This is a genomic window from Blastocatellia bacterium (assembly GCA_035275065.1).
In the GTDB taxonomy this organism is placed as follows: Bacteria; Acidobacteriota; Blastocatellia; order UBA7656; family UBA7656; genus DATENM01.
The window spans coordinates 1-23,985 of record DATENM010000097.1 but is presented as its reverse complement, the minus strand read 5'-3'; the positions used below and the strand labels follow the sequence as shown (position 1 = coordinate 23,985).

The window sequence follows — 23,985 nt, the reverse complement described above, 5'->3', positions numbered from 1 at the left end:
GATCGGGTTATGAAATCAGGGAGGATTCCGCAAACTCGAATCGCCATAGGCAGCGCCGCCTTATTGCTGGGCCTGGCGCTGCCGGCCTGCGCGCAGGATGCCGCGCCGCCCGCCGCAAACAGCGGCGACACGGCATGGATGCTGACCTCGGCGGCGCTCGTCATGATGATGACCGTGCCGGGGCTGGCGCTGTTTTACGGCGGCCTGGTCAGCCACCGCAACGCGCTTTCGACGCTGATGCACAGCTTCTTTCTGCTCTGCTTGATCAGCCTTCAATGGGTGCTGTTCGGCTACACGCTGTCGTTCGGCACAGACCATTCCAGCCTGCTCGGCGGCCTGGATTACCTCGGCTTCAGCAACGTCGGCCAGGACCCGTCGGGCACGGCGACCATCCCGCATCTGGTCTTCGCGATGTACCAGGGAATGTTCGCGATCATCACGGTGGCGCTGATTACGGGGGCGTTCGCCGAGCGCATCAAGTTCGGGGCGTTCGCGCTGTTCAGCCTGTTGTGGGCGACGCTGGTGTACGACCCGCTGGCGCACTGGGTCTGGGGCGGCGGCTGGTTGATGAAGATGGGCGCGCTCGATTTTGCCGGCGGCACCGTCGTGCATATCAGCTCGGGGGTGTCGGCGCTGGTGGCGGCCATTGTCATCGGCAAGCGGCGCTGCTACCCGCACAAGGCGCTGCCGCCGCATAACATCTCTTACACGGTGATCGGCGCCGGCCTGCTGTGGTTCGGCTGGTTCGGCTTCAACGCCGGCAGCGCGCTTGGCGCGAGCGGGCTTGCGGCGCTCGCCTTTGCGACGACGCACACGGCGGCGGCGACGGCAGGGCTAACCTGGCCGATGATCGAATGGCTGCATCGCGGCAAGCCGACGATTCTCGGCGCGGCGACGGGCGCAGTCGCCGGGCTGGTGGCGATCACGCCGGCTGCCGGTTACGTCACGGTGCCCGCCTCGATGGCCATCGGCATCGGCGTCAGCCTGATTTGCTATCTCGGTCTCAACACGCTCAAGCCGCGCTTCGGTTACGATGACACGCTCGATGTCTTCGGCGTTCACGGGCTGGGCGGCACCTGGGGGGCGATTGCGACCGGCATCTTCGCAACCAAATCGGTGAACCCGGCGGGCGCTGATGGCTTGCTTTATGGCAACGCGCCGCAGCTCGTCACCCAGTTGATCGGCGTGGCCGCAAGCTGGGGGCTGGCCCTCGTCGGCACGTTCGTCATCCTCAAGCTCGTCAACCTGGTCGTGCCGCTGCGCGTCAGCGAAGAGGAAGAGGTCATCGGCCTCGACCTCGCCCTGCATGGCGAAACGGCGTACAACTTCCTGGAGCCGGGCATGAGCGGCATCAGCAGCTCGGCGCTGCGCGAATCCTCCTACGCAGCGATTCCGGCGACCGGCGATGCGGCGTCCGGTGATTGAGCTGAGAAGGTGTGATAGGCGATGAAAGTTTGATGAAAGTTTGCGGAAGGTGTGGGGGCGCCATTGAGCGAATGATTTGGCGACCATCTCTCAAGAGCGTCTCCCACACACCGCGCTCAGATGACCTGGCGGTTACCTGTGCAGCAGCCCTAAAACCGTAATCAACGCGGCGTTGAAAGTCAAACGTCGCGGGTTCTTCTTGATTCGCGGGGAGCGCTGCCGGGCAATCAACTACTGGCGGCTGCCCTGCGGGGCGCGCTTCACCACGGCCCTGCGCGTGCCGCGCGCCGGGCGGTGACAAGGAGAACCCATGTTGAATAGCACATCTGTCGCTGCGAAGTTGAGCGGGATGGTGATCGCTCTGGGAGTGGTTAGTGTGATGGCGAACTGGCAATGTCAAACGGCGCGGGCGCAGTCAACGATCTTCAATATTCCCAGCACCGATGTCGTCGCCCGACAGAAGGTTTATCTTGAGTTCGATTTCATCAGCCACCTCGAAAGCCATGCCAATGGCGGCTTTCAGACCACCGTGCCGCGCGTTGTCGTCGGCCTGGGCCGTGGCGTCGAGGTTGGCGTCAACGTCGCGGCGACCACCTCGGCTTTGCCGACGACGGTCTACATTCAGCCGAACCTCAAGTGGCAGTTTTACGCCAATGAAAGCTCGGGCGTGGCGCTGTCGGCGGGCGCGATTGCGTTCACGCCGCTCAAGGATCGCGGCGTGAATGATAGCTTCGCGATGGTTTATGCGAACGTCAGCAAGAAGTTCAAAGGCCGCTTCGGGCCGCGCCTGACCGCCGGCGGCTATGGCCTCGGCGGCGTCGAAGCCGACGTTGACAAAGGCGGCGCCATGCTCGGCTACGAGCAGGCAATCGCGAGTCGCGCCAGCTTCGTTGCCGACTGGTTCAGCGGCGAAAACGGCTTCGGCTATGTCACGCCGGGCTTTTCATTCGCGCTGCCGAAGAACGGGCTGTTGAACATTGGCTACAGCGTCGGCAATGCGGGCCGCAAGAACAACGGTCTTTTTGTTTATTACGGCGTGACGTTCTGAGATACCGATTGATGTGGCGCAAGGCGGTTAGCTTGCGCACAACTCTGCGCAAGCTAACCGCCTTGCGCCACAAGGAAAGCGTTTTTGTGATGGTGAGTGAAGCGAGCGTTGCAGGGTCGAGTGACGAAGCCGAACGCGTGGTGGCCCGGCAGCGCGTGCTTCGCTCGCATGGAATTCAAACCCAAACCAGGAGGAAACAATGAATCCCAAAGATGTTCTGAAATTTGCTGCCGACGCCAAGGCGGAGTTCGTAGACCTGCGCTTCACAGACCTGCTTGGCGCCTGGCACCACCTGACCTTTCCGATTGCCGAGTTAACCGAAGATTCGTTCGCCGCCGGCTTCGGCTTTGATGCTTCATCCTTGCGCGGCTGGGCGGCGATCAATGAAAGCGACATGCTCTTGATCCCCGACATCTCGCGGTTCTGGATCGATCAATTTATGGATCGCCCGACGCTCTGCATCGCCACGGACGTCGTTGACCCGATCACCCGCGAGAGCTACTGGCTCGACCCCCGCGCCCTGGCCAAGCGCGCCGAGAACTATCTGAAATTCACAGGCATCGCCGACACCGTCTTCTTCGGGCCGGAAGCCGAGTTCTTCATCTTCGACCATGTCAGTTTTCACAACGAGAATCATTCGTCGGGCGCGACCGTTGACAGCAGCGAAGGCTGGTGGAACACCGCCAGCGATGGCAACAAGCTGGGCTGGGCGATCCGCGGCAAGGAAGGTTATGTGCCCTGCCCGCCGCTCGATTCGATCCATAACATCCGCTCGGAGATTGCCGCCAAGCTCAAAGACGTCGGCCTCACGGTCGAGTGCCACCACCACGAAGTCGCGACCGCCGGGCAGTGCGAGATTGACTTCCGCTATTCGACGCTGCTGGGCACGGCAGACAATTTGATGATCTTCAAGTACACGGTCAAGAACGTCGCCCGCCAGTTCGGCAAGTCGGCGACCTTCATGCCGAAACCGCTCTTTGGCGACAACGGCAATGGCATGCACTGTCACCAGTCGTTGTGGAAGGACGAAAAGCCGTTGTTTGCCGGCGACGGCTATGCCGGAATCAGCGAGCTGGCCAAGTATTATATCGGCGGCATCCTCAAGCACGCGCCGGCCATCGCCGCGTTTGCCGCGCCGACGACGAATAGCTATAAACGGCTGGTGCCGGGCTTTGAAGCGCCGGTCAATCTGGCCTACTCGGCGCGCAACCGCTCGGCGGCGGTGCGCATCCCGATGTTCTCGCCCAGCCCGAAAGCCAAGCGCCTGGAAGTGCGTTTCCCCGACGGGACGTGCAACCCTTATCTGGCGTTTTCGGCGATGTTGATGGCGGGCCTCGACGGCATTCAAAACCGCATCGATCCGGGCGAGCCGTTAGACAAAGACATCTACGATCTGCCGCCCGAGGAGCTGGCCGAGATTCCGAGCGTGCCGGGCTCGCTCGACGAAGCGCTCGCGGCGCTCGAAGTGGATCACTCGTTCCTGCTCAAGGGCGACGTGTTCGGCGAGAAGCTGATTCAGCGTTGGATTAATTACAAACGCGAGCGCGAGATCAACGTCGTGCGCATGCGCCCGCACCCGATGGAGTTCTCGCTGTATTACGATGTTTAAATAAGGAAGGGAACTAAACACAGAGACGCAGAGACACAGAGGCACGGAGAAAACTCTGTGCTTCCTCCGTGCCTCTGTGTCTCTGTGTTATTCCTGTTCTGCCTAGTCCGTGACCGCACCGAGGCTGCTGCTCGACACCAGCCGGGCGTACTTCGCCAGCACCCCGCGCCGGTAACGCGGCTCAGGCGGATGCCACGCGGCGCGGCGGCGGGCGATCTCTTCTTCGCTGATGTTGAGTTGGAGCAAGCGACCGTCGGCGTCAATCGTTACCGGATCGCCCTCTTCGATGAGCGCGATTGTGCCGCCGACCGCCGCTTCGGGCGCGACGTGGCCGACGACCATGCCATAGGTCGCGCCGGAGAATCTGCCGTCGGTAATCAAGCCTACCGAATCGCCCAACCCCATGCCGATGATGGCCGAAGTCGGCGCCAGCATCTCGCGCATGCCGGGGCCGCCGCGCGGCCCTTCATAGCGAATCACCACGATGTCGCCAGGGCGAATGCTGCCCGCCAGAATCGCCTGGTGGCAATCGTCTTCGCAGTCAAAGACGCGCGCCGGGCCGGTGATCTGGTGGTGCTTGATGCCTGTGATCTTCGCCACACAACCTTCTTCGGCAAGGTTGCCTTTCAGGATAGCCAGATGGCCTTGCTCGTAGACCGGCTGCTCGAACGGGCGAATCACGTCCTGATCGGCAGAGGGCGCGTCGGGCACTTCGGCGAGCGTTTCGGCAATCGTCTTGCCGGTGATCGTCAGCGCGTCGCCGTGCAGCAGGCCATGATTGAGCAGCATCTTCATCACCAGCGGGACGCCGCCGGCGCGGTGCAGGTCTGTGGCAACGTAGCGGCCCGATGGTTTCAGATCGCACAGCACGGGGACGCGGGCGCGGATCGCTTCAAAGTCGTCAATCGTCAGCGGCACGCGCGCCGCGTGGGCAATCGCCAGCAGGTGCAGCACGGCGTTGGTCGAGCCGCCGACCGCCATCACCACGCTGATGGCATTCTCGAACGCCTTGCGCGTCATGATGTCGCCGGGCAGCAATTGCTGATGCACGGCGGCGGCCAGCACTTCGGCGGACTGGCGGGCGCTCTCGACTTTCTCGGCGTCCTCGGCGGCCATCGTCGAAGAGTAAGGCAAGCTCATGCCCATCGCTTCGATGGCGCTCGACATGGTGTTGGCCGTGAACATGCCGCCGCACGAGCCGGCGCCGGGGCAGGCGTGGCGCTCGACTTCGAGTAGCTCAACCTCTGTGGTCTTCTTGGCGACGTAGCTGCCGAAGGTTTCAAAGACGCTGACGATGGTCAGGTCTTCGCCGTTCCAGTGGCCGGCTTTGATCGTGCCGCCGTAGACGAAGATGGCCGGGATGTTCAGCCGGGCGATGGCGATCATGGCGCCGGGCATGTTCTTGTCGCAGCCGCCGATGGCCACCAGCCCGTCATGGCTCTGGGCGTTGCAGACCGTCTCGATGCTGTCGGCGATGACTTCGCGCGACACCAGCGAATACTTCATGCCTTCGGTGCCCATGGTGATGCCGTCGCTGACGGTGATCGTGCCGAAGACCTGCGGCATCGCGCCTTGCTCGTGCAGGACGGCGACCGCCGCCGCGGTCAGATCGTTGAGGCCGAGGTTGCACGGCGTCACCGTGCTGTAGCCGTTGGCGACGCCGATGATGGGCTTTGCGAAATCGTCGTCGCCGAAGCCGACGGCGCGCAGCATGGCGCGGTTCGGTGAACGGTGCAAGCCTTCGGTGATGGTTCTGCTTCTTCGATTATCGCTCATGATTTTTCCCCAGGTGTTGCGCAGGCCGAAGAACAATATCACAAAAGAAAAACGAGCGCGATTGTGACTTGATCACAATCGCGCTCGCCGTGTCGTAGCGATTCGGAGGCGGCTATTTCTCGTAGACGAAGCGCGCCACGTCGGCTTCCGAAAGGATGACCGTGTCGCCGGCATTCAGCGCCACTTCTTTAATGCGCTGGGTGCCGAGCTGGTTGAGGAACGTGCCGTTGGTCGAGTTCTGATCGATGGCGACGACGCGGCCATCGCGCACGCCGACCCACAGGTGGCGGCTCGAAACGCGCGGGTCTTCGATCTTCACCTGGGCGTAGTTACCATCGCGCCCGATGTAGAAGCCTTCCGGCCGCACATCCATGCGCTGGCCGTTGAACGGTCCAGAGGTCCAGCGGATCGCCCCATGGCCCGCCACTGCCGCGGCTGCGCCACCGAGGCCGGCCGTCTGCGACTGTGCTGAAAAAACCTGCGTCGGCTGCGGCGCTGCCGGCTTGGCCTGCGGCGGGTAGGACGGCTGCTGCTGGCCATAGCCCTGTTGCTGCGCGTAGCCCGGTTGCTGTCCGTAAGCCGGCTGCGGCGGGTACTGCGGCTGTTGCGGTTGTTGCCCGTAAGACGGCTGCTGCGGTTGCTGTGGGTACTGCCCGTGCTGCGGCTGTTGATGTTGCGGGTAACTGGCATGGGCCTGGAAGGCCGCCTGCCCCGCCGGGCGCGCCGGCTGTTTCTTGCTGCGCATCACGACAAAGCCGATGATGCCGCCGACGACGACCAGGCCGAGAATGCCGAGAACGGCCAGCATCAGAAAGCCGCCGAGACCCGATTTCTCTTTGCCTTCGGCAATCGCCTGCTGGCTGTCGCGGATCAGCCGCGCCGTCTCCGAATGCTGCGGGTAGAGCCGCGACACCTCTTCGAATTTCTTGATCGCCTGGCTGTAGTTGTTGTCCCAGTAAAGCTCCAGCCCTTCGCGGTAGCGCTTGTCAACCAGGCCCTCTTCGTTTTCGGTGCCGGCCTGCTTGATGAATTCTTTCATCGTGCTGGAGGGGATGACGAAGTTGAAGCCCTGGACTTCCTGGCCATTGACGGTGTCGCCGCGGAAGGTCAGCATGCCGATGAGCTCGCCCTTGTCGTTTAAGACCGGGCCGCCCGAATTGCCGTGCGTCGAAGGCGCGCTCACCTGCAAGACCGGCGCGCCGTCCTGGGCGTTCTTCTTGGCCGAAACCTTGCCGTCGGTGATCGAGGCTTCGAGCGCCGACTTCTGATCCAGAACGTTGGTGTCGGCGGCGCCCGGATAGCCGAAGACCGTGATGTGATCCTGAAGCTGCACCTTGTCGGAATCGCCCAGCTTCAGCACCGGCGCGTTCTTGACTTCGATCTTGATGATCGACACGTCTTTGCCTTCGCCGACGGGTGCGCCGAAGGCTTTAATCTCGAACGGGAAGTTGCTGCCGTCGGGCGTGATGACGTGGTGAATGTGGGTCAGGCTCTGCAAGCGCGCTTCAGACAGGATGCCGCGCAGCAGGTCGCCATCGGCGAAGATCGCGCGCGCGTCTTTGCCATAATCGCGCGCCAGCTGGTTGATAAAAGCGGTTAGCACAGACTCTTTGCCCTTGTCGTCGCCCTGGTGCGTCGCGTCGGTGACGTGGGCGTTGGTGGCGATGTAGCCGTTCGGGTTGATGAACGCGCCCGAGCCGCTGCCGACCGCAAAGCAATTGTAGGTCTTGTTCAGCCGAGGCCAAAGGACCTGGCCGTAATATCCGTCGTAGATGCGCACGACGGCGGGTTTGGAATACATCGCCAGCCGCTGTCCCTCGCTGACTTGCTGCGCGCTCGCCGTAAACAGCGAGGCGGCGGACAGGGCGGCCAGCGCCACCAGAATGACAATGGAAAACTTACGCATGGCGAATCTCCTTTGACCTATATGCAACCTGACAATAACGGAATTTCAAGTCGTGCGGGTTTTCGCGCCGACCGGTTGGCAAATTATACCACTGTGTGAGAAATAGTCACGTTCGGATTTTCAGTTTTGCCGAGATATTTTCCGCCGTCCGCCGCCGGCTGTCTGAGCCGTAACCAAACAGTGCGGGCGGACACCAGGGCGTCCGCCCGTCGAATTCTGGCCGCTCGAACGGATGAGCTAGCTCTGTTTGAACATGGCCTTGTTATCTTCGTAAATCTTGTTGGCCTTGGTTTCCAGGTCATCCGCTTCTTTCTTGATGGTCTGGAACTTCTTCTCGGCTTCGACAGCCTTCGCCTTATAGTCTTCGCGGTTCTGGCTATCGAGCAGGGCCTGTGGGTCGGCGAGCAAAGCGGTGGCCTGTTCGCCGCGCTTCTTCATCTCCTGGCCCTTGGCTTCCCAGTATTCTTTGAGCTTATCCGGCACCTTCATCTTGGCGGCTTCCAGAAATTTGTTGCCGCCGTCGGTGAAGCCGTCACGCGCCTTTTCCAGGTCGGCGATGACCGCCTTGGCGTCGCCGCGCACTTTCGCCAACCCCGCTTCGTCCTCGTCCTCGACCTTCAGCGCGGCGTCTTGCATCTGATCCAGCTTGCTCGTGCCGCTCTGCCACTTGTTGTTGGCCTCGGTGATCGAGGCGTTGGCGGCCTCGACCAGCTTGTTGGCCTTGTCGGTTTCATAGAACTTGCACGCCGCCGCGCCCACCAGCGCCAGCGCCAGCAAAGTGAGGAGCCCCAGTCGTCTTGCGTTCATCATACTTGTCGTTCCTTTCAGATTATTTTCACTGCGAATCGCGGGATTATACAGCAAGCCCCCGCAACTTCATAGCGCGCTGAGGGGAGATTTTGTCACCGCCGTGCGGCGGAAGCTGAAGCCCTTTTCGGCCAGCTCGTCGCCGGTCAGATCGGACGTATATTGGATCACTTTTCCGCCGCGCGCGCCGGTGCCGGGCAGCGCTTCAATCGTCAACTCTTGCCCGTCGCCGAACAGTCGCACGAGCGCCTGGCGGACGCTCGCTTCGTCAACGTCATCGCCTCGCAGTCGCAGCCGCAAGCGGCGGTCGGCGAATTGATGCAGAGAGAATTGCGCCAGCGCAAACGGCCTGAGCGCGTGCGTTACGTTGATGTTGTTGACCAGCTCGCCGCGCGTGTCAACGAACAGCGTCGGCTGGCGGCCTTCGAAGTCTGTCAGCACAGGCCGCCCGTCGCGCCACGCCATCGCCGCGTAATCGTCAGTGCGATAGCGTAGCATCGCCTGAAACGGATTGCGCCCGCCGGTCAGCACAATCTCGCCGCGCTCGCCCGGCGCGCAGAGTCGGCCATCGCGGTCGAGGATTTCCACAAAAATGTCGTGCGGGATGATCTCGAAGGCATCATTGCGCCGCGCCGCGATAAAGCGCGATTCGCACAGCGAGTAAACGTCAATCACCGGGCAGCCGAAACGCGCTTCGAGCCGCCGCTGCATCCCCGGCAGCAAGGTCATCGCCGACGACACCAGCGCTTTCGGGCGCGCCTGAACCGGCAATTGCGCGAGCGCCGCAAACGCCAGCGGGTCGCCGGAAAAAATCTCAGGGCGGCAATCATCAATGAAACGCACGCAGTCTTGCGGGTCGCGCCACTCGCCTGGGTTCAGGTTGATCTTGACATAGGCGGCCTGATCGAGAAACGCCGAGACCGTCGCATAGGTCAGCGTGTAATCTTGCGCACAGATCGTCATGATCGCCACGCTGCCGGGGCCGCCTTCGAGCCTCACGCCCTGACGGGCGAGCGCCGCGCGCAGCGCCGGCAGGTACTTCGCAGAGACTTCCGGGTGCGCCGGCACGTAGAGCGGCGCGCCGGTCGTGCCGGTTGAATCATAGACGATCATGTCGTCCAGCGGCTGCGAGTCAGGCACGAACGACCACGGCTCGCGGCTCAGGTCAGCGCGGTCGCAAGTCGGCAGCGCAAAAAAATCATCCGCCGCACCTTTGCGCTTGCGATAGAAAGGCACCTCGCGCAAACACCACGCCGCGTAATCGCCGACCCAGGCGGGCGGCGCGCCGTGCGCCCAGGTCGCGGGCGCGGCGTTCAGCTCTCGCTCATACGCCCGCACCCGTTCCAGGCCGGCGGCGGTCAGTTGATCGCCGCAGCGAAAGTTGTAGCGCGGCGCCGAGGGGTGCTCCAACAGCCGCCCTAGCAACCGGCGGCCCTCGTCGTCGAGCAGCGGGTAGCGTTCTTCATCAGGTAGTGAGCAAGTTCGACTCATAGCAGAAAAGCGCATCAATGGCGGCAATCGCCTGACGCAGGCGCTCGTCGGGCGTGCCGGAGATCATCACGAAACGCCGCTCGCGCGATTGCAATTCGCGGCGCAGGCGATTCAAGAACAGCTCGCGCGACTGCGGCGCGTCGCGGTGCGGGTCGGCCACCCACGCCACGTCCACGTCGGTGAGCAGGTACAGATCATAACGGCGCTCGGCGGCGGCGCGACCTATCCAGTCTTCGCAGGAGCCAAAGAAATGCTCGCTCCACAGCCGCGTCGTCAGCAACTCTGTGTCACAGATCAACACCCGGTTTGCCTGTCGCGCCAGTTGTTCTTCGCTACGAATCTGGCCGCGGGCAATCTCGGCGATGTCTGCGAGCGTCAATGCGGCAAGCGGGCGCTCGGCGTCTTTTGCATCGAGATACTCACGGGCGAATTCGGGCACCCAACTGGTCTGGTAATGCGCCGCGAGCTGCCTGGCCAGCGTCGTCTTGCCTGTAGATTCCGCGCCAACCACGGCCACGCGCCGGGCAAAGTAAGGCCGCACGCATTCAGGGATGAATTGCCAGTTGGCGTATGGGTCACGACGAATCGCCGTCGCCGACACCGGCACGCGTTGGCGCGCGAGGTCTACGGCAATGTGGCGCGCGCCGAGCCGTTGTGCCAGCTCGTCGCCATAGGCTTCCGAAGTGAAGACAACCTCCGGCCCCGCAGGCAAACGGCGACGGATGGTTTCTGTCCAGATTTCCCAGAAGCGCGGGTGCTCGTGCGGCTCCTGCGGATTTTCGTCCGCGACGTGAATGACGCGCACGTCCGGGTACATCTCTTTCAGCCACTCGTAGCGCAGGCGGCCCGGTATTGGCTCGCGCTCAAGCGAGCAGACGAGAATGGTAAGCTCCGCTACACGCTCGCGGGCGACATCGATCAAGTGCTGATGGCCGCGATGCGGCGGCATGAACTTGCCCAGGATCATGCCGGTTGCAAATTTCTGAGCGTCTTTCTCCATTCGTTCCACCCGAGCGCCGCCAGCACCAGAAACGCCGCGTAAAGCACGGTTGTCGGGTACAGCCCTTTAACGGTGTAGATGCCGATGCTCAACACATCGACGGCGATCCAGACCAACCAGTTTTCGATCAGCTTGCGCGCCAGCATCCACTGCGCGACGAGGCTCAAAGCCGTCGCCGCCGAATCCCAGTAAGGCAACGCGGCGTCGGTCCTGGTCGCCAGCCCGTAGCCCATCAAGGCGGTCGCCGCCACAGCGATGACGCCGAGCAAGAGGCCCAGCCGCAACGTGATTCGTGTCACCGTCAGCTTGCGGTGATCTTTGCCGCCGCGCAGCCATTCGTACCACCCATAGATTTGCAGCGCGATGTAGACGACCTGCAAGCCGGCGTCGGCGTAGAGCCGGGCGCGGAAAAAAATCACCGCATAGAGCCCGACCATCACCAGGCCGGTCGGCCAGCAAAGGATGTTTTGCCTGACGGTGAGCCAGACAGAAATCAGCCCCAGCATCGTCGCGATGATCTCCCAGGTCGTCACGGCTCACTCTCTGCCATAGACGGCGGCGGCTTCTTCGGCAGCCTTGCGCGCCATCTCTTCGCGGACTTGCCGGGCGCGGGCTTCGGCGGCGCGGGCCTCGCGGATGACGTGGGCGCGCTCGACGCTGTCGAGCGTCGTCAGCCGGTCTACGGCTTGCGATTCAGTCTCGCCCGCCGGGCGCAAGCCGAGCGCCTGCAAGCAGAGCCGCGCCAGCTCTTCGCGGCGGTCGGCGTCCGTGATGAACGCTTGCGGCGGCACGATGGCCGCGACATCGTCCAGCCCTGAAGCCAGTAACTCGTAGGCCGCCGGCGCGAAACGACTGCGCGAGCGGAACCACGGATCATAGAGCAGCCATACGGCCACCAGCACGACGCGCAGATTGCGCTCGCGGCGCGCATCGCCGCGCTTGAGCTCGAACACGTCGAGCTGCTGCGGCGTGAGCGGCGCGCCACCCAGCTCGCGCAGCAGATCGAAGACGACGGCGGCGACATACACTTCGCCTTTGCCGCCACGGTCGCGCGGCGCGGCCATAAAATCCGCCGGGCATTCCGCCAGCCGGCGCGTCAGGCTTTCAAGCTGCGGCCCTTCGTCCATAAGCCATAAGCCAGGAGGCAGGAGGCAGGAGGCAGGAGGCAGGCGTTAAGTGTTGACCACTTCTTGCTGCCGATCATAGAGACAGTTTGCATATCTTCTGGACTGCCTCCTGCCTCCTGCCTCCTGCTTCCTGCCTCCTGACTTCTATTCTCCGTATTTTTCTTTGCTGAAGGCGCGGGCAAAGGCGGTCAGTTGATCCCACGTCTGCACGCGATGAATCTGCCAGCCCTGTTCGTGCGCGCGCACCAGTGTCGCATTTTGCTGCCACTCCTGCCAGAGGTTCAACACCATCGTCGCGCCGCCGCGCCCGTTCGTCAGCGCCATCCGCGAGATGTCCCAGCCGCTCGCGCCGCGCTCGTCGTTTGCGAACATCGTGTCTACGCCGTCATCCGAGATGACCAGGGTGTGTACAGGGCGGTCGCTCGGCCTGCGATCTTTGAAGGTCTCGCGCAGCAGGTGAATCGGGAACGCCGTGCAGCCGCCGATGTAGCCGGTGAGGATTTTCAGAATGTCATGCTCATTACGCACGAACTCGCCGGTGGTCTGGTAATCATCCTTGCCGCTCCATAGCGTTGCCTTGACGCGCGAGCCGGCGCGCAATGCTGAGAGCGAAATGATCGCGCCGGCCAGCGTCAAATACGAAGTCGCTATCCGCGGGTTCGGCATCGAGCCGGAACAGTCAACGTACAAGTCCAGGTCAACCGGCTCGCGCTTTGGCGTAGCGCCGGGCGACGTGCCGTAGACGCGCTGCACGGTCGTATAACCGGGCACGAGCTGATGGCTTGCGAGCGCGCTCTCGAACCAGTCCACGTCTTCTATCGGCGAGCCGATGTCCCAGACGTCCAGCCCTTCGATCATTGGCTCTTGAGTCTCGGGGATGATGCGCGAGGGGAAACGCACAAGGTAAGGAATGCTACGCTCGCGATAGTAACGGATGGCCAGCTCGTCGGGCGGCAAGTTGATCCCCAGCCCTTTGAGAATTTCGCCGTACTCGAACGGCTCGCGGTACTGGCCCTGGCCGCCGCCCGCCGCTTGCGTCGCTGATAGGCGCGCCTTGCGGGCTTTCTCTGGCGCTTCGTCGTCTTCGATGACGCCGGTGATTTCGGGATCGAGCGCCGGGTGAATAGCGTCGCCGGCTTCGTCGGCATCAATTTCAACCAGCCCATCAGGCAGCGCCCCGACGCCGGCGTTTTTCGTGTCGAGCCAGCCTTTCAAAAGCAGCCGCACCTGCTGGCCTTCGTCTTCGAGCAGATAAGTCAAACAGAGCGCCGCGAAGCGCCCCGCGCCGCGCAGCCAGTCTTTCGCATAGACCCGAATGACCCGCGCGCCAAGGTGTGAGTCGCCTTCGAGCTGCGCATCGATGTCGCCTTTCGCCAGTGTCTGCCGGGGCAGGCTCCAGAGAATTTCATAGATGCGCATGTAGAACGTCCACATGCGATTCGTCGAATCTCCACCGAGCGTTTGAAAGACATCGGCCATGCGCAGCCGCGCGCCGCGCTGCAAGCGGTCGTTGATTAACAGGTCGGCGTAGAGATTGGCGATGAACCCGGCGAGGTGTTCTTTGGTCGGCAGCGCCCGTCGCATGCGCGCGATCATGCGGCCTTGATCGGTGAGGTCGGCGGGGCAGTAGACGTGATGGCCAATCTCGTGGCCGAGAATTTCGAGCGGGAAGCCATCGAGCTTGCGCTCGGCAATCTGCGCCAGGCTGATGACGACCGACGTGTCATTCAGGCGGATCATGGCAAAGCTATCGCTCAAGCCTTCGGCCTGCTCGTCCGCGGCGGTGCAGCACCAGCGCGGCTCGCGCAGCTTGGTGAACTTGCTCCACAGCGCCAGCGCCTCGGGCCAGCGCGACAGCCACGCGGCTTTTAGCTTGTCGAGTTGATCGTTCACGTCTCATCCATCAGCGCGACGAAATAAATGCTGTGCGAGCGGGGCAGGGTAACGGCCAGCGTCGTCTCCGTCGCCGCCGAGCTGCTCGGGTCGGCCAGATGTGCGAAGGTCTCGGCTCGCGCGCCTTTCATCACGCGCCCGCCGCGGTCGATCTTGAAGTCGAATTGCGCCGGGCGGTCGCTTGTGGGCGGGCGCGGGCCTGCACGATGAAAGGTCGCGCCGAACAGGTCAGCCGTCACCAGCCAACAAGCCTCGCGATCATAAGCCAGCCACTCGCCATCGCGCAGCAGCACGCGGGGCGGCTCGACAAAGACGCCGCCAAAGCCGCGAAACGCGCCGACCACTGCGACGACGCGCAGCCGTTTCTCTTTGTCGGCTGAATGACTGGCCGCCGCGGCAGGCGCGAGCCAGCGATCCTGCCGCAAGCGCGCGATGACCGTCGCCACGGGCGTCGTGTCGGCCACGGGCAAGCCGAGCGCGGCACGGCCAAGCGCTTCATCCAGATTCAAGCAGGCCGCGAGCGCGCCGTCGCGGTACTCGGCCAGGCCGCTGCGCCACGCGACGACTTTGCCGGCTTCTAAAAAGGTTTGCACGTCACCGCAGGTCACGCCGAGCCGCGTCATCGCGTCTATCCAGAAAGTCGGTCGCGCCGTCGCCGCCGTCGAGAGATTGTAGACCGCGTTGGTCACGGCGCTCGCCAGTCGCGAAGGCTCGCGGGCGAGCAGATGCGGCAGGCGCGGCAGCATCTCGCGCCACGCCCGCAGCAGCGCCGGGTAGCGCGACTCGCGACCGAGAAAGCCGCCGCCGATCAATTCCAGCGACAGGTCATAGAGCGCATCAACGACCGCGTCTACTCGATCCGCGGCGGTCGCGTGGACGGCTTCGGCGATGGGCGCGACCGTCGAGCGCAGATGCGCTTTCACGGCGTCGCCGTCGAGCGCCGCGAAGCGATGGCGCGCATAAGCGAATTTTGTATTGAAGCGGTCGCGTCCGCGCTTGAGCGCATCGGCCAGCGGCCCGCGGACGAGCGTTTCTATCATCACGCCTTCCATTGCAGCCACTTCAAGTAATTGGTGTAGCGCTGATGCAGGTACTTGAGCTTGAGGATGTCGTCAAACAGGTGGCCGTAGAGCTTGCGGCCTTTGCTCCAATCGGCGAGCGTGCGCTCGATCTTGACCAGCCGGGCGCGGGCTTCTTGTTCGCTGACGCCTTCCAGGCCGCGCGCGAATTCCGCTTCCATCTGCGCCACCACGTCATCGCGGTCGCGGTCGAGGCGGTCGTATTCGGCGCACGACAGGTCGAAGAGGCGGCGAATCCAGCCGACCTTGTCGCTGCGAAAAGCGCCGTTTTCCGGCGCGTCAAAGAAGGGCGAGTCGGCGTCTTGAGCCAGCTTGTCGTGCAGCACGAAAGGAATGATCTGGCGCACGTCTTCAAAGCCGACTTCCTGTAGCCCGCGAAACCATGCGAGCGCTTTGGCGAAGACCAGCAAGGTCATCAGCGCGCGCACAGACAAGCCGTTGCGCGTCTGGCTGCCCAGGTCTTTCAGCTTGTCCTTGCCGGTGTCGCGGGCGCTCAAAAGGTTGAAGTCAATCGCCGCCAGCTTCATCGTGTCTTTCGTCTTGTACTCGATCTGATCGGCGGCGGCGTCAAAAAACTCGAAGTGGCTGGCAAAGAATTCGATGCGGCGGCGCAACTCGGTTGCGAGCCGCACGTCGAGAATCTCTTGATAGGCGCGGTCAAGCTCGGCTTCGGTAAAAACGATCTCGCGCGGCACGACCTCTTCGGGCTTGATGTTCTCTTCGATGCGCGCCAGCAGGTCGCCGAGAAAGCGCGTGTTGAAGTGCAAGGCTTTGACGACGATGTCGATGCGGTCGCGCAGCGCTTCGATGACCTGATAAGTGCCGCCGCCGGCGTCGTCATTGGCGGTCAGATACCATGCCGCTTCGGGGCATTCGTAAATCTGATCGAGCACCTCGGCGTAGTTGTCGCCCATGACCGTGAGCAGCGCCGATTGCGTGCGCGTCGGGATGCGGTTGTATTCGTCAATGATCTTGACGCGCATGGCGAGCCACTTGCGCCATGAGATTTGCACTTCGTCCATGCTCTTGGCGGCGACGAGCGTCGAAGGCAGCGGGTTGCCGAGCAGGTCAGAGATGGTCATCTGCGGCTGGCCATGTTGAATGGCGCGCTTGATGTCTTTGATCGTGTAGCCTGCAAGCACGCCCATCAAGATGGCGCTGGCCGTCTTGCCGCGCCCCGGCCCGCCGACCAGCAAACAGCGGCGGCGCAGCACGAGGTTCAGCAGCGGCATCAGCACGAAGCTCGAATAGCTCTGATCCGACGGCAGCACCAGCCGGCTTTTCTGGTCGCCGAAGCTGAACGTCTGCGGCGGCGCGTCATTGTACTCAATGTCATAATACGGGCTGATGATGGCGGCGTTGACGATCCAGAAATACGCCTGCCGCAGCTTTTCATCCAGCGCCACCCGCGGCGTCGTGTCAGCCGTAGCGGTCGCCGCCGGTCCCGTGTAAAGGTCGGCGACATCGAACGACTGGCGCGCCGGCGTCGGTTGCGGATTGGTCGGCGCTTGCGAGACTTTCTTGAAGAGATCGAACGGCGGAGCCATGCCGAAGGGATACCAACTTGGGCGCAAGCCTGTCAAGATGCGCCCCCGAATTAATTTGCCTTTTCAGGCGGCGGCGGGAATATTTGGCTTCGCGGCGGCGATTCACCGAGTGGCGGTCATACGAATTTGCTCTGAGAGGTGTGAGCGCAATGTTTGGACGTTCGGCCAAGACAGAAGAGTTCGAGGGCGCGGCGCTGCCGCATTTGAATGACCTGTTCCGCACGGCGTTGCGCCTCGTCCGCGACCGCGCCGAAGCCGAAGACCTGGTGCAGGAAGCTTACCTGCAAGCGTGGAAATCGTTCCACCGCTTCGAGCCCGGTACAAACTGCCGCGCCTGGCTCTTCAAGATTCTTTTTCATGTCATCCAGCACCACCGCCGCAAGTGGTTCAAGATGCGCCTGGTCAGCAACGAGGACGAGCGGATCGAGGAAACCGTCAGCTACGAGCCGCCGGTTTCGCCGCACCTCAGCGACGAAGACGTGCTGGCGGCCTTCGAGAAACTGCCGCAGCATTACCGCGAGGTCGTGCTGCTGGCCGACGTTGACGAGCTGTCTTACAAAGAGGTCGCGGCGGCGCTCGGCATTCCGCTGGGCACAGTGATGTCGCGGCTCAACCGCGGCAGAAAGCTGCTGCGCCTGGAACTGGCCGAGTTCGCCGGCGGCTATGGCATCAATCAAACAGAAAGGGGGAAGGGCGCATGAATGTCGTCAACTTCGAGCAGCACCACTGCCAAAGAGTGCGCGCTTACCTGGATTCATACCTGAATAACGAGCTGCTGGTCGAAACCACGCACGAAGTGCTGCGCCACCTCGAAGGCTGCGCGGCTTGCTCGGAATCGCTGGAGAATCGCCGGCGCATCAAAGAACTTTTAAAGGCCGCGGTGATGAAAGAGTCCGTGCCGCCCGCCTTGCAGGAGAAGATTCGCAAGCGCATTCGCAAAGACGCAAAGCCGGGATGGCCCACCTGGACGCTGATTGCCGCGGCGGCAGTCGTCCTCATCGCCGTCAGCCTCTTCGGGCTGCGATTGCGGAATCTCTCGGCCTCGCCCGGCCCTGAAGTGACGGCTCAGATGGCCGGCGCGCAAATCCTTGAGATCGGGCTGAAAGATCATCTCCATTGCGCTTTGGATTCGGGCTTTGCCAATCGCCAGTTCACCGAAGCGCAGATGCGCGAGCAGCTCGGGCCTGATTTCTTCGGACTGGTGGCGATGGTCAACGACAGGCTGCCGGGTGCCTATCGCGTCGTCGTCGGCCACCACTGCAAGGCCAAAGGGCGCGAGTACGTTCACCTGATCTTGAAGAGCCCGCAAACGGCGCTGTCGCTGGTGGTCACGAAAAAGAACGGCGAATCGTTCACGCAAAATCAGGTCGCGGCGATGCTCGATGCCGCGGGCGTGCCGGTCTTTGGCGCCCGCCTGAACAATCTGGAAGTCACCGGCTTTGAAACGCGCGACTATCTCGCCTTCGTCGTCTCTGATTTGAGCCGCGAAGACAATCTGCAAATCGCCGCCGCGCTAGCGCCATCGGTGCAATCGTTCCTCAACCGGCTCGACGCGTGAAGACGATTTCGCAGACAGTTGCCAATCGCCGCGCGCTTCGCTTATCTTCATGGTAGTGCCCAGCGACTTTTTTGCTGGATCAATAAAACCATGAAGTTTGTATATTTCTACGCCCGACTCCTCGGCGTTGCCGTTGTCTCTCTCCTCTCTTCAGCTTCGGTATTTGCCGGTCAATCCGACACCTTCGCGAGAGGCGCGATCAGCGAGCGCGTCGTCTGCCGCGCCGCCGCCGATCAGAGCTACGCCTTGTTTCTGCCCGCGGGCTATACGCCGCAAAAACGCTGGCCGATCATCTATTGCTTCGACCCGGCGGCGCGCGGGCGCGTCCCGCTTGAGCGTTTCAAAGCGGCGGCGGAAAAGTATGGCGTCATCGTCGCGGGCTCGAACAACTCGCGCAACGGCGCAGGCGACGTTGCCGCCGCCGTGCGCGCCATGATGAACGACACGCGCGAGCGGCTGGCGTTAGACCCGCGCCGCGTCTACACGGCGGGCTTTTCCGGCGGCGGGCGCGTCGCCACAGGTGTCGCCCTGTCGCTCGGCAACGCGGTGGCCGGGGTCATCGCCTGTGGAGGCGGCTTCCCGGCAACCGCCGCGCCGACGCGCAGCGTGACCTTTGCGCTCTTTGCCACCGCAGGCCGTGAAGATTTCAACTATCCCGAAATGCGCAACCTGACGCGCGCCTTTGACCGGCTGGGGCTGGCGAATCGCTTTGCCACTTTCGACGGCGGGCACGACTGGCTGCCGGCGGCGCTTGCCGAAGAGGCCATCGCATGGCTTGAGCTGCAAGCGATGAAGAGCGAGCGCCGCGCCCGCGACGAGGCGCTCATCAATGAATGGTTCGAGCAGAGCGTCAGCCGCGCCCGAGCCGCCGAAGCCGCCGGCAAAAGTTACGAAGCTTACATTCGCTTCAATGACGCGGCCAGCGACTTCAAAGGGCTGCGCGAGGTTGCCGAAGTCGAACGCCGCGCCGCCGAGCTGAAGGACGCGAATGCGGTCAAGCAGGCGATCAAACAGGAAGACGAGCAGGAGCGCGAGCAGCAGACCCGCGTTAAAGAGCTATACAAGTTGAAGGCGTCGTTGCGAGGCCAGGACGAACGCCAGGAGCTTGCGCCTGAACGTTTGAGCGATTTTGGTGACCAGCCGGCGAAAAGTAGCGACGAGCGCCGGCAGGCTTACGCCGATTTGCAAAAGAACCTCGCGGCCCTCAAGAAGCGCTCCGACGCACCGCCGGGGAGCGCCGAACGGGTCGTAGCGCGGCGGGTCATCAACCAGTTTTTCGTTTACCTGAGCGAAGAGGCGAGCATCCTGCAACAGCGCAAGCAGTACGCGGCGGCGGCAGAGAGCCTGTCGCTTGCGATATTGATTGCCCCCGACAATCCACGCCTGCTCTACAACCTGGCCTGCGCCTACGCGCTCAACCGCGACCGCCGCAATGCGCTCGACGCGCTACGGCGCGCCGTCGCCAAAGGCTTCAAGGACGCGGCGGCCATCGAGGGTGACAAGGATTTAGAGGGGCTGCGCGACGACCCGGCGTATAAACAGATTGTCGAAGAACTGAAGAACAGGAGGCAGTAGGCAGGAAGCAGTAGGCAGGAGGCAGGAGGCAGTTGTTGATCATTACCGGCTGCTGATCGTCAACAGAGTTTGCATGCTCTCCTGACTGCTTCCTGCCTCCTGCCTACTGCTTCCTGATCACAAGCGGTCGCCGGCTTTCAACCGCATGCCGTTGGCGAACTCGCGCGCGGCGACGCGCCGCTTGCCTTCGAGCTGACACTCTTCGATAAGCAAGGCGCTACCCGCAGCACAACGGATCAGCAGGCCGGCGCGGTCTATGCGCAGGATCGTACCGGGCGGGTTCGCGGCTTGCGGCTCATCGGCTATCGGCTGGTCTTCGGGGCGGGCTCGCCAGAGATGCAAGCGCGCCCCGCCGAGCGTCGTGTACACGCCGGGCCACGGCTGAAAGGCGCGCACGCGGTTGCTGATCTCCGCCGCTGGTAAGCGCCAGTCCAACAGCCCGTCTTCGCGCTTCAGCATGGGCGCATAGGTCGCCGCGTCGTTGTCTTGAGCCTCGGCCGTGACCGCGCCGCGCTCGACCGCTGGCAATGTTTCTGACAAAAGCGCCGCGCCCAGCTCGGCAAGCTTGACCGCCAATTCCGGGGCGGTTTCGGTTGCGCCGATGGCCGTGGCGCGTTTAGCGAGCATCGGGCCGGTGTCCATGCCTGCGTCCATCTGCATGATGGTGACGCCGGTTTCGGGCTCGCCATTGGCAATCGCCCAGTTGATTGGCGCCGCGCCGCGATAGCGCGGCAGTAGTGACGCATGCACGTTGATGCACCCAAGCCGCGGAATCTGCAACAGCCACGCCGGCAAAATCTTGCCATACGCCGCGACGACACAGGCGTCCGGCTGAATGCGTTCAAAGACGGCGCGCACCTCGTCGCTGGCCTTAATCCGCGCCGGTTGATGAACCGCTATGCCACGTTCAAGCGCCAACTGCTTGACCGGCGGCGTGTGCAGATGATGGCCGCGCCCCGCGGGCTTGTCGGGCTGTGTAAAAACGGCGGCGACCTCTTGGCCATCGGCAAGCAATCGCTTAAGCGACGGCACGGCAAATTCCGGCGTGCCCATGAAAATCAATCTCATAGCTTTATTAAAGAGTGACAAGTGACGAGTGACAAGTGACAAGAAGAAGGAAGTCAGGAGTCAGGAGTCAGAAGCCAGAATGAGAGCGGAGGCGAGAGCCGACTTCCTTGTTCATTCTGACTTCCGGCTTCGGGCTTCTGACTTCTCTCCGCGTCACTGATTTACATCTTTTTACATTTTGCGGCGCGGCGGCTAAGTGCGGCAAAGTTGCGCCTTGTGGCGGCCCTCCCTATAATTGCCAATATTCTATGCGTGCCATTGAAACGGCGGCGCGCGCGAGGACGTAGGAATACTGGCGATGCAAGACCGCGAACTTCACTACAACGGCATACTGCCGCCGCTGACGACGCCTTTCGACGAGCAAGGTCGAGTTGACTTTGAAGGGCTGCGGCGCAACGTCGCGCGCTTTAACGAAACCGGCCTCGCCGGCTATGTGGCGCTCGGCTCGAATGGCGAAGCCGTCCACCTGACCAGAGAAGAACAGACCGAGGTCATCGAAACCATCAGGCAAGCGGCGCGGCCCGATCATACCCTCATCGCCGGCGTGAACGAGTTTTCAACGCAAGCCGCGATTGCCGCCACCGCGCGCGCCAGGGCTGCCGGGGCCGACGCGGCGCTGGTCGTCACGCCTTACTTTTACAAATCGCGCATGACGCAGGCGGCGCTCAGCGAACACTTCACCGCCGTCGCCGAGGCGTCGCCCCTTCCGGTTTTCATCTATAACGTGCCGCAGAATACCGGCGTCATCATCGAGCCGGCAACGATTGCGCGGCTGGCCGAGCATCCGAACATCATCGGCGTGAAAGACAGCTCTGGTAATTTCGGCCCGCTTGCCGAAACCCTCCGCCTCGCGCCTGCCGGCTTCCGCGTCATGGTGGGCAACGGCGGCATCCTCTACCCGTCATTATTGATGGGCGCGAGCGGTGCGATCCTTGCGGTCGCCTGCGCCGCGCCGCGCGCCTGCGTTGAGCTTTACGATGCCGTGCGCGCCGGCGACACGGCGCTGGCGCGCGACTTGCAGAATAGACTTGCGCCACTGTCGCAGGTCGTGACCGCCGGCCTCGGCGTCGCGGCCTTGAAGGCGGCGATGGCCTTGAATGGTTTTGTAGGCGGTCAGCCGCGTGCCCCGCTCGCGCCGCTCAGTGAGCAAGAGCGCGAGCGCGTTCGCGCCGTGATGCGCGACACCGGACTCTTCCCAGAGATGGAGTAAAGCAGTTGTCAGTTATTCAATTGTCAGTGATCAGTTGGCAGTTGCCAGCCAGAAGGCAGCATACCCAACTGACAACTGACAACTGACAACTGGTCACTGCCTACTGGTAACTGCTTATGAAAGACGCCGACTGTACCAACCTCGAAGCCGCCGCCGAGCGAACCGAGGACGCGCTCCGCTTCACGGAGATTCCGCGCACCTCTCGCCTGTTCAACGATTTTCTTTACGATTACGACAAAGTAGCGCGCTTCTACACCGACTGCGGGCGCGCCGTGTCGCCGCTCGCCGCGCATGCCCGCGAGGTCGGCGCGCGCTCCTTCGACCGCCAGCGTGTCGCCGACGCGCTTGAACGCATCAACCGGCGTGCAGGCTCGTCCGAGCTGACCTTCAAGAACATCGAGGTGCTGCGCCGTCCGGGCTCTGTAGCCATCGTTACAGGCCAGCAGGCGGGCCTGTTCACGGGGCCGCTCTACACCGTCCATAAGGCGATGACCGTCATCAAGCTTACCGACTGTCTGCGCGAGCAGGGCATCGAGGCGGTGCCGGTCTTCTGGGTCGCCAGTGAAGATCACGATTATGAAGAAGTCAATCACTGCCGGCTGATCGATACGGAAGGCCATCTGAAGACGATTCACTACGAGCCGGCAGAGCGGCCCACGGATGCGCCGGTCGGTCGCGTCGAGATCGATGCGGGGATTGCGACGGCCATTGATGAGTTCGTCGCGGCGCTGCCGCCGTCGGAGTTTCTAACCGACATCGAACGCGACCTGCGCGACAGCTACGCGGCAGGCGAGGGCTTTGCCGACGCGTTCGCAAAGTTGATGGCGCGCATCTTTAAAGACTATGGCGTTGTCCTGCTCGACCCGCTCGACGAGGAGTTGAAGCAGGTCGCCGCGCCGCTCTATGCGCAAGCCATCGAGCGCGCGCCGCAGATCGCGCGGGCGCTGGTCGAGCGCAGCCGCGAGCTGGAACAGGCCGGCTATCACGCGCAGGTTCACGTTTCGGAAGACGCCGCGCCGCTGTTTATTATGGACGATGGCCGGCGCGTGGCGATGACTCAGCACGAAGGCCGCTTCTATGTGAAAGGCTCGAATCGTTCGTTCGATCAAGCCGAGCTTACGGAGCTGGCGGCGCGCTGTCCGAACTGCTTCAGCCCGAACGTGACGTTGCGGCCCGTCGTGCAAGACTGGCTCTTGCCGACCGCCGCCTACATCGGCGGCCCGGCAGAAATCGCTTACTTCGCGCAGATTCGCGCCGTCTATGAGACCTTGGAGCGCCAGCCGCCATGCGTGCTGCCGCGCGCCAGCATGACCATCGTTGAGCATCGCCATCAGAAGACGCTCAAGAAGCTCAAGCTCAACTTGCCGGATTTCTTCGACGGCCTGCACGCGGCGATCACCAAAGTCGTCGAGCAGAGCCTCGACCGCGAAACCGCCAACGCGTTTGCCGACACCGAGCGCCAGATCACCGAGCAACTCGACCGCCTCGAAGCCAGCCTGCGCCGCGCCGACGCCAGTTTGTCTGACGCCACGAAGAACGCGCGGGCGAAGATCATCTATCAGCTCGAACATCTGCGCACGCGCTTCGTGCATACCAGCGCGCGCCGCGAAGAGACCGTCTATCGCCAGGTCGAGCGCGCCTACACGACGCTGTTTCCAGACAAGAACCTTCAGGAGCGCGAACTGAATGTTTACTACTTTCTTTCGCGCTACGGCCCAAGCCTTCTCGACGAGTTGTACGCCGCGATAGACATAGGCTACACGAATCATCAACTGGTATACATAGGCGGCGCGGCCTCGCAGGTCGTCAACGCCCGCTGACCGGCAGGCGGCAACTCATTCTTCCGACGCTGAAGTAATCTGTTAG

General features: G+C 62.8%; 19 protein-coding genes. 8 read left to right on the top strand and 11 right to left on the bottom strand.

Annotation, left to right across the window (positions count from 1 at the left end):
* Window positions 1-138: 138 nt before the first annotated feature.
* From VJ464_21640 to glnA, 3 genes are all read left to right on the top strand, one after another.
* Entirely contained in the window at window positions 139-1,425 is a 1,287-nt protein-coding gene (locus VJ464_21640) for an ammonium transporter (GenBank protein HKQ07744.1), read from the top strand.
* A gap of 310 nt (window positions 1,426-1,735) precedes the next feature.
* Complete coding sequence (locus VJ464_21635; protein ID HKQ07743.1) at window positions 1,736-2,473, top strand: hypothetical protein; 738 nt, start codon at window positions 1,736-1,738, stop codon at window positions 2,471-2,473.
* 199 nt (window positions 2,474-2,672) lie between these two features.
* The gene (gene glnA / locus VJ464_21630; GenBank protein ID HKQ07742.1) at window positions 2,673-4,082 is read left to right on the top strand and encodes a type I glutamate--ammonia ligase; all 1,410 of its coding nucleotides are present in this window, start codon (window positions 2,673-2,675) and stop codon (window positions 4,080-4,082) included.
* Window positions 4,083-4,184: 102 nt separating this feature from the next.
* On the opposite strand, the gene ilvD is transcribed toward glnA, so the two are convergent.
* The 10 genes from ilvD to VJ464_21580 all read right to left on the bottom strand — a co-directional run bounded on the left by ilvD (window position 4,185) and on the right by VJ464_21580 (window position 16,708).
* Window positions 4,185-5,858 (bottom strand): dihydroxy-acid dehydratase, encoded by a 1,674-nt coding sequence (ilvD, locus tag VJ464_21625; protein ID HKQ07741.1) that lies wholly within the window; start codon window positions 5,856-5,858, stop codon window positions 4,185-4,187.
* A 112-nt stretch (window positions 5,859-5,970) separates the two neighbouring features.
* On the bottom strand, window positions 5,971-7,764 hold the full coding sequence (locus tag VJ464_21620; GenBank protein ID HKQ07740.1) for a trypsin-like peptidase domain-containing protein: 1,794 nt from the start codon (window positions 7,762-7,764) through the stop codon (window positions 5,971-5,973).
* A 237-nt stretch (window positions 7,765-8,001) separates the two neighbouring features.
* Window positions 8,002-8,574: a hypothetical protein gene (locus VJ464_21615; protein HKQ07739.1), complete on the bottom strand. Its 573-nt coding sequence runs from the start codon at window positions 8,572-8,574 to the stop codon at window positions 8,002-8,004.
* 66 nt (window positions 8,575-8,640) lie between these two features.
* Window positions 8,641-10,062 carry a capsule biosynthesis protein CapK gene (locus VJ464_21610; GenBank protein HKQ07738.1) on the bottom strand — a complete coding sequence of 474 codons (1,422 nt, stop codon included), beginning with the start codon at window positions 10,060-10,062 and terminating at the stop codon, window positions 8,641-8,643.
* Window positions 10,037-11,062, bottom strand: coding sequence for an AAA family ATPase (locus VJ464_21605; GenBank protein HKQ07737.1), 1,026 nt, complete (start codon window positions 11,060-11,062; stop codon window positions 10,037-10,039). The genes VJ464_21610 and VJ464_21605 overlap by 26 nt, the downstream gene beginning before the upstream one ends.
* Window positions 11,026-11,595, bottom strand: coding sequence for a nicotinamide riboside transporter PnuC (gene pnuC, locus VJ464_21600; protein HKQ07736.1), 570 nt, complete (start codon window positions 11,593-11,595; stop codon window positions 11,026-11,028). Before pnuC ends, VJ464_21605 begins: the two co-directional genes overlap by 37 nt.
* A gap of 3 nt (window positions 11,596-11,598) precedes the next feature.
* Window positions 11,599-12,189 (bottom strand): hypothetical protein, encoded by a 591-nt coding sequence (locus VJ464_21595; GenBank protein ID HKQ07735.1) that lies wholly within the window; start codon window positions 12,187-12,189, stop codon window positions 11,599-11,601.
* Window positions 12,190-12,333: 144 nt separating this feature from the next.
* The gene (locus tag VJ464_21590) at window positions 12,334-14,082 is read right to left on the bottom strand and encodes a VWA domain-containing protein (protein ID HKQ07734.1); all 1,749 of its coding nucleotides are present in this window, start codon (window positions 14,080-14,082) and stop codon (window positions 12,334-12,336) included.
* The gene (locus VJ464_21585; protein HKQ07733.1) at window positions 14,079-15,122 is read right to left on the bottom strand and encodes a hypothetical protein; all 1,044 of its coding nucleotides are present in this window, start codon (window positions 15,120-15,122) and stop codon (window positions 14,079-14,081) included. Before VJ464_21585 ends, VJ464_21590 begins: the two co-directional genes overlap by 4 nt.
* Window positions 15,122-16,708: an AAA family ATPase gene (locus VJ464_21580; protein ID HKQ07732.1), complete on the bottom strand. Its 1,587-nt coding sequence runs from the start codon at window positions 16,706-16,708 to the stop codon at window positions 15,122-15,124. Before VJ464_21580 ends, VJ464_21585 begins: the two co-directional genes overlap by 1 nt.
* A gap of 149 nt (window positions 16,709-16,857) precedes the next feature.
* Here VJ464_21580 and VJ464_21575 point away from each other — a divergent pair, with 149 nt between their 5' ends.
* The 3 genes from VJ464_21575 (at window position 16,858) to VJ464_21565 (ending at window position 19,841) form a co-directional block, all read left to right on the top strand.
* Window positions 16,858-17,409 (top strand): sigma-70 family RNA polymerase sigma factor, encoded by a 552-nt coding sequence (locus VJ464_21575; GenBank protein HKQ07731.1) that lies wholly within the window; start codon window positions 16,858-16,860, stop codon window positions 17,407-17,409.
* On the top strand, window positions 17,406-18,266 hold the full coding sequence (locus VJ464_21570) for a zf-HC2 domain-containing protein (GenBank protein ID HKQ07730.1): 861 nt from the start codon (window positions 17,406-17,408) through the stop codon (window positions 18,264-18,266). The genes VJ464_21575 and VJ464_21570 overlap by 4 nt, the downstream gene beginning before the upstream one ends.
* Window positions 18,267-18,356: 90 nt before the next feature.
* A complete protein-coding gene (locus VJ464_21565; protein ID HKQ07729.1) occupies window positions 18,357-19,841 on the top strand; it encodes a hypothetical protein in 1,485 nt (494 codons plus the stop codon).
* A 117-nt stretch (window positions 19,842-19,958) separates the two neighbouring features.
* On the opposite strand, the gene fmt is transcribed toward VJ464_21565, so the two are convergent.
* Window positions 19,959-20,909, bottom strand: a complete 951-nt coding sequence (fmt, locus tag VJ464_21560; GenBank protein ID HKQ07728.1) for a methionyl-tRNA formyltransferase — start codon at window positions 20,907-20,909, stop codon at window positions 19,959-19,961.
* Between the two features lie 298 nt (window positions 20,910-21,207).
* On the opposite strand from fmt, the gene VJ464_21555 reads away from it, so the two are divergent.
* A complete protein-coding gene (locus VJ464_21555) occupies window positions 21,208-22,119 on the top strand; it encodes a dihydrodipicolinate synthase family protein (protein ID HKQ07727.1) in 912 nt (303 codons plus the stop codon).
* Between the two features lie 116 nt (window positions 22,120-22,235).
* On the top strand, window positions 22,236-23,939 hold the full coding sequence (bshC, locus tag VJ464_21550) for a bacillithiol biosynthesis cysteine-adding enzyme BshC (GenBank protein ID HKQ07726.1): 1,704 nt from the start codon (window positions 22,236-22,238) through the stop codon (window positions 23,937-23,939).
* Window positions 23,940-23,985 lie beyond the last annotated feature (46 nt).

Excerpts from the sequence above, each read along its gene's own strand:
- ilvD (HKQ07741.1), bottom strand. The coding sequence starts at position 5,858 with ATGAGCGATAATCGAAGAAGCAGAACCATCACCGAAGGCTTGCACCGT.
- VJ464_21640 (HKQ07744.1), top strand. The coding sequence starts at position 139 with ATGCTGACCTCGGCGGCGCTCGTCATGATGATGACCGTGCCGGGGCTG.
- VJ464_21610 (HKQ07738.1), bottom strand. The coding sequence starts at position 10,062 with ATGAGTCGAACTTGCTCACTACCTGATGAAGAACGCTACCCGCTGCTC.
- VJ464_21605 (HKQ07737.1), bottom strand. The coding sequence starts at position 11,062 with ATGGAGAAAGACGCTCAGAAATTTGCAACCGGCATGATCCTGGGCAAG.
- VJ464_21555 (HKQ07727.1), top strand. The coding sequence starts at position 21,208 with ATGCAAGACCGCGAACTTCACTACAACGGCATACTGCCGCCGCTGACG.
- VJ464_21585 (HKQ07733.1), bottom strand. The coding sequence starts at position 15,122 with ATGATAGAAACGCTCGTCCGCGGGCCGCTGGCCGATGCGCTCAAGCGC.
- VJ464_21620 (HKQ07740.1), bottom strand. The coding sequence starts at position 7,764 with ATGCGTAAGTTTTCCATTGTCATTCTGGTGGCGCTGGCCGCCCTGTCC.
- VJ464_21575 (HKQ07731.1), top strand. The coding sequence starts at position 16,858 with ATGTTTGGACGTTCGGCCAAGACAGAAGAGTTCGAGGGCGCGGCGCTG.
- bshC (HKQ07726.1), top strand. The coding sequence starts at position 22,236 with ATGAAAGACGCCGACTGTACCAACCTCGAAGCCGCCGCCGAGCGAACC.
- VJ464_21635 (HKQ07743.1), top strand. The coding sequence starts at position 1,736 with ATGTTGAATAGCACATCTGTCGCTGCGAAGTTGAGCGGGATGGTGATC.
- VJ464_21580 (HKQ07732.1), bottom strand. The coding sequence starts at position 16,708 with ATGGCTCCGCCGTTCGATCTCTTCAAGAAAGTCTCGCAAGCGCCGACC.
- VJ464_21595 (HKQ07735.1), bottom strand. The coding sequence starts at position 12,189 with ATGGACGAAGGGCCGCAGCTTGAAAGCCTGACGCGCCGGCTGGCGGAA.
- glnA (HKQ07742.1), top strand. The coding sequence starts at position 2,673 with ATGAATCCCAAAGATGTTCTGAAATTTGCTGCCGACGCCAAGGCGGAG.
- VJ464_21615 (HKQ07739.1), bottom strand. The coding sequence starts at position 8,574 with ATGATGAACGCAAGACGACTGGGGCTCCTCACTTTGCTGGCGCTGGCG.
- VJ464_21570 (HKQ07730.1), top strand. The coding sequence starts at position 17,406 with ATGAATGTCGTCAACTTCGAGCAGCACCACTGCCAAAGAGTGCGCGCT.
- VJ464_21565 (HKQ07729.1), top strand. The coding sequence starts at position 18,357 with ATGAAGTTTGTATATTTCTACGCCCGACTCCTCGGCGTTGCCGTTGTC.
- fmt (HKQ07728.1), bottom strand. The coding sequence starts at position 20,909 with ATGAGATTGATTTTCATGGGCACGCCGGAATTTGCCGTGCCGTCGCTT.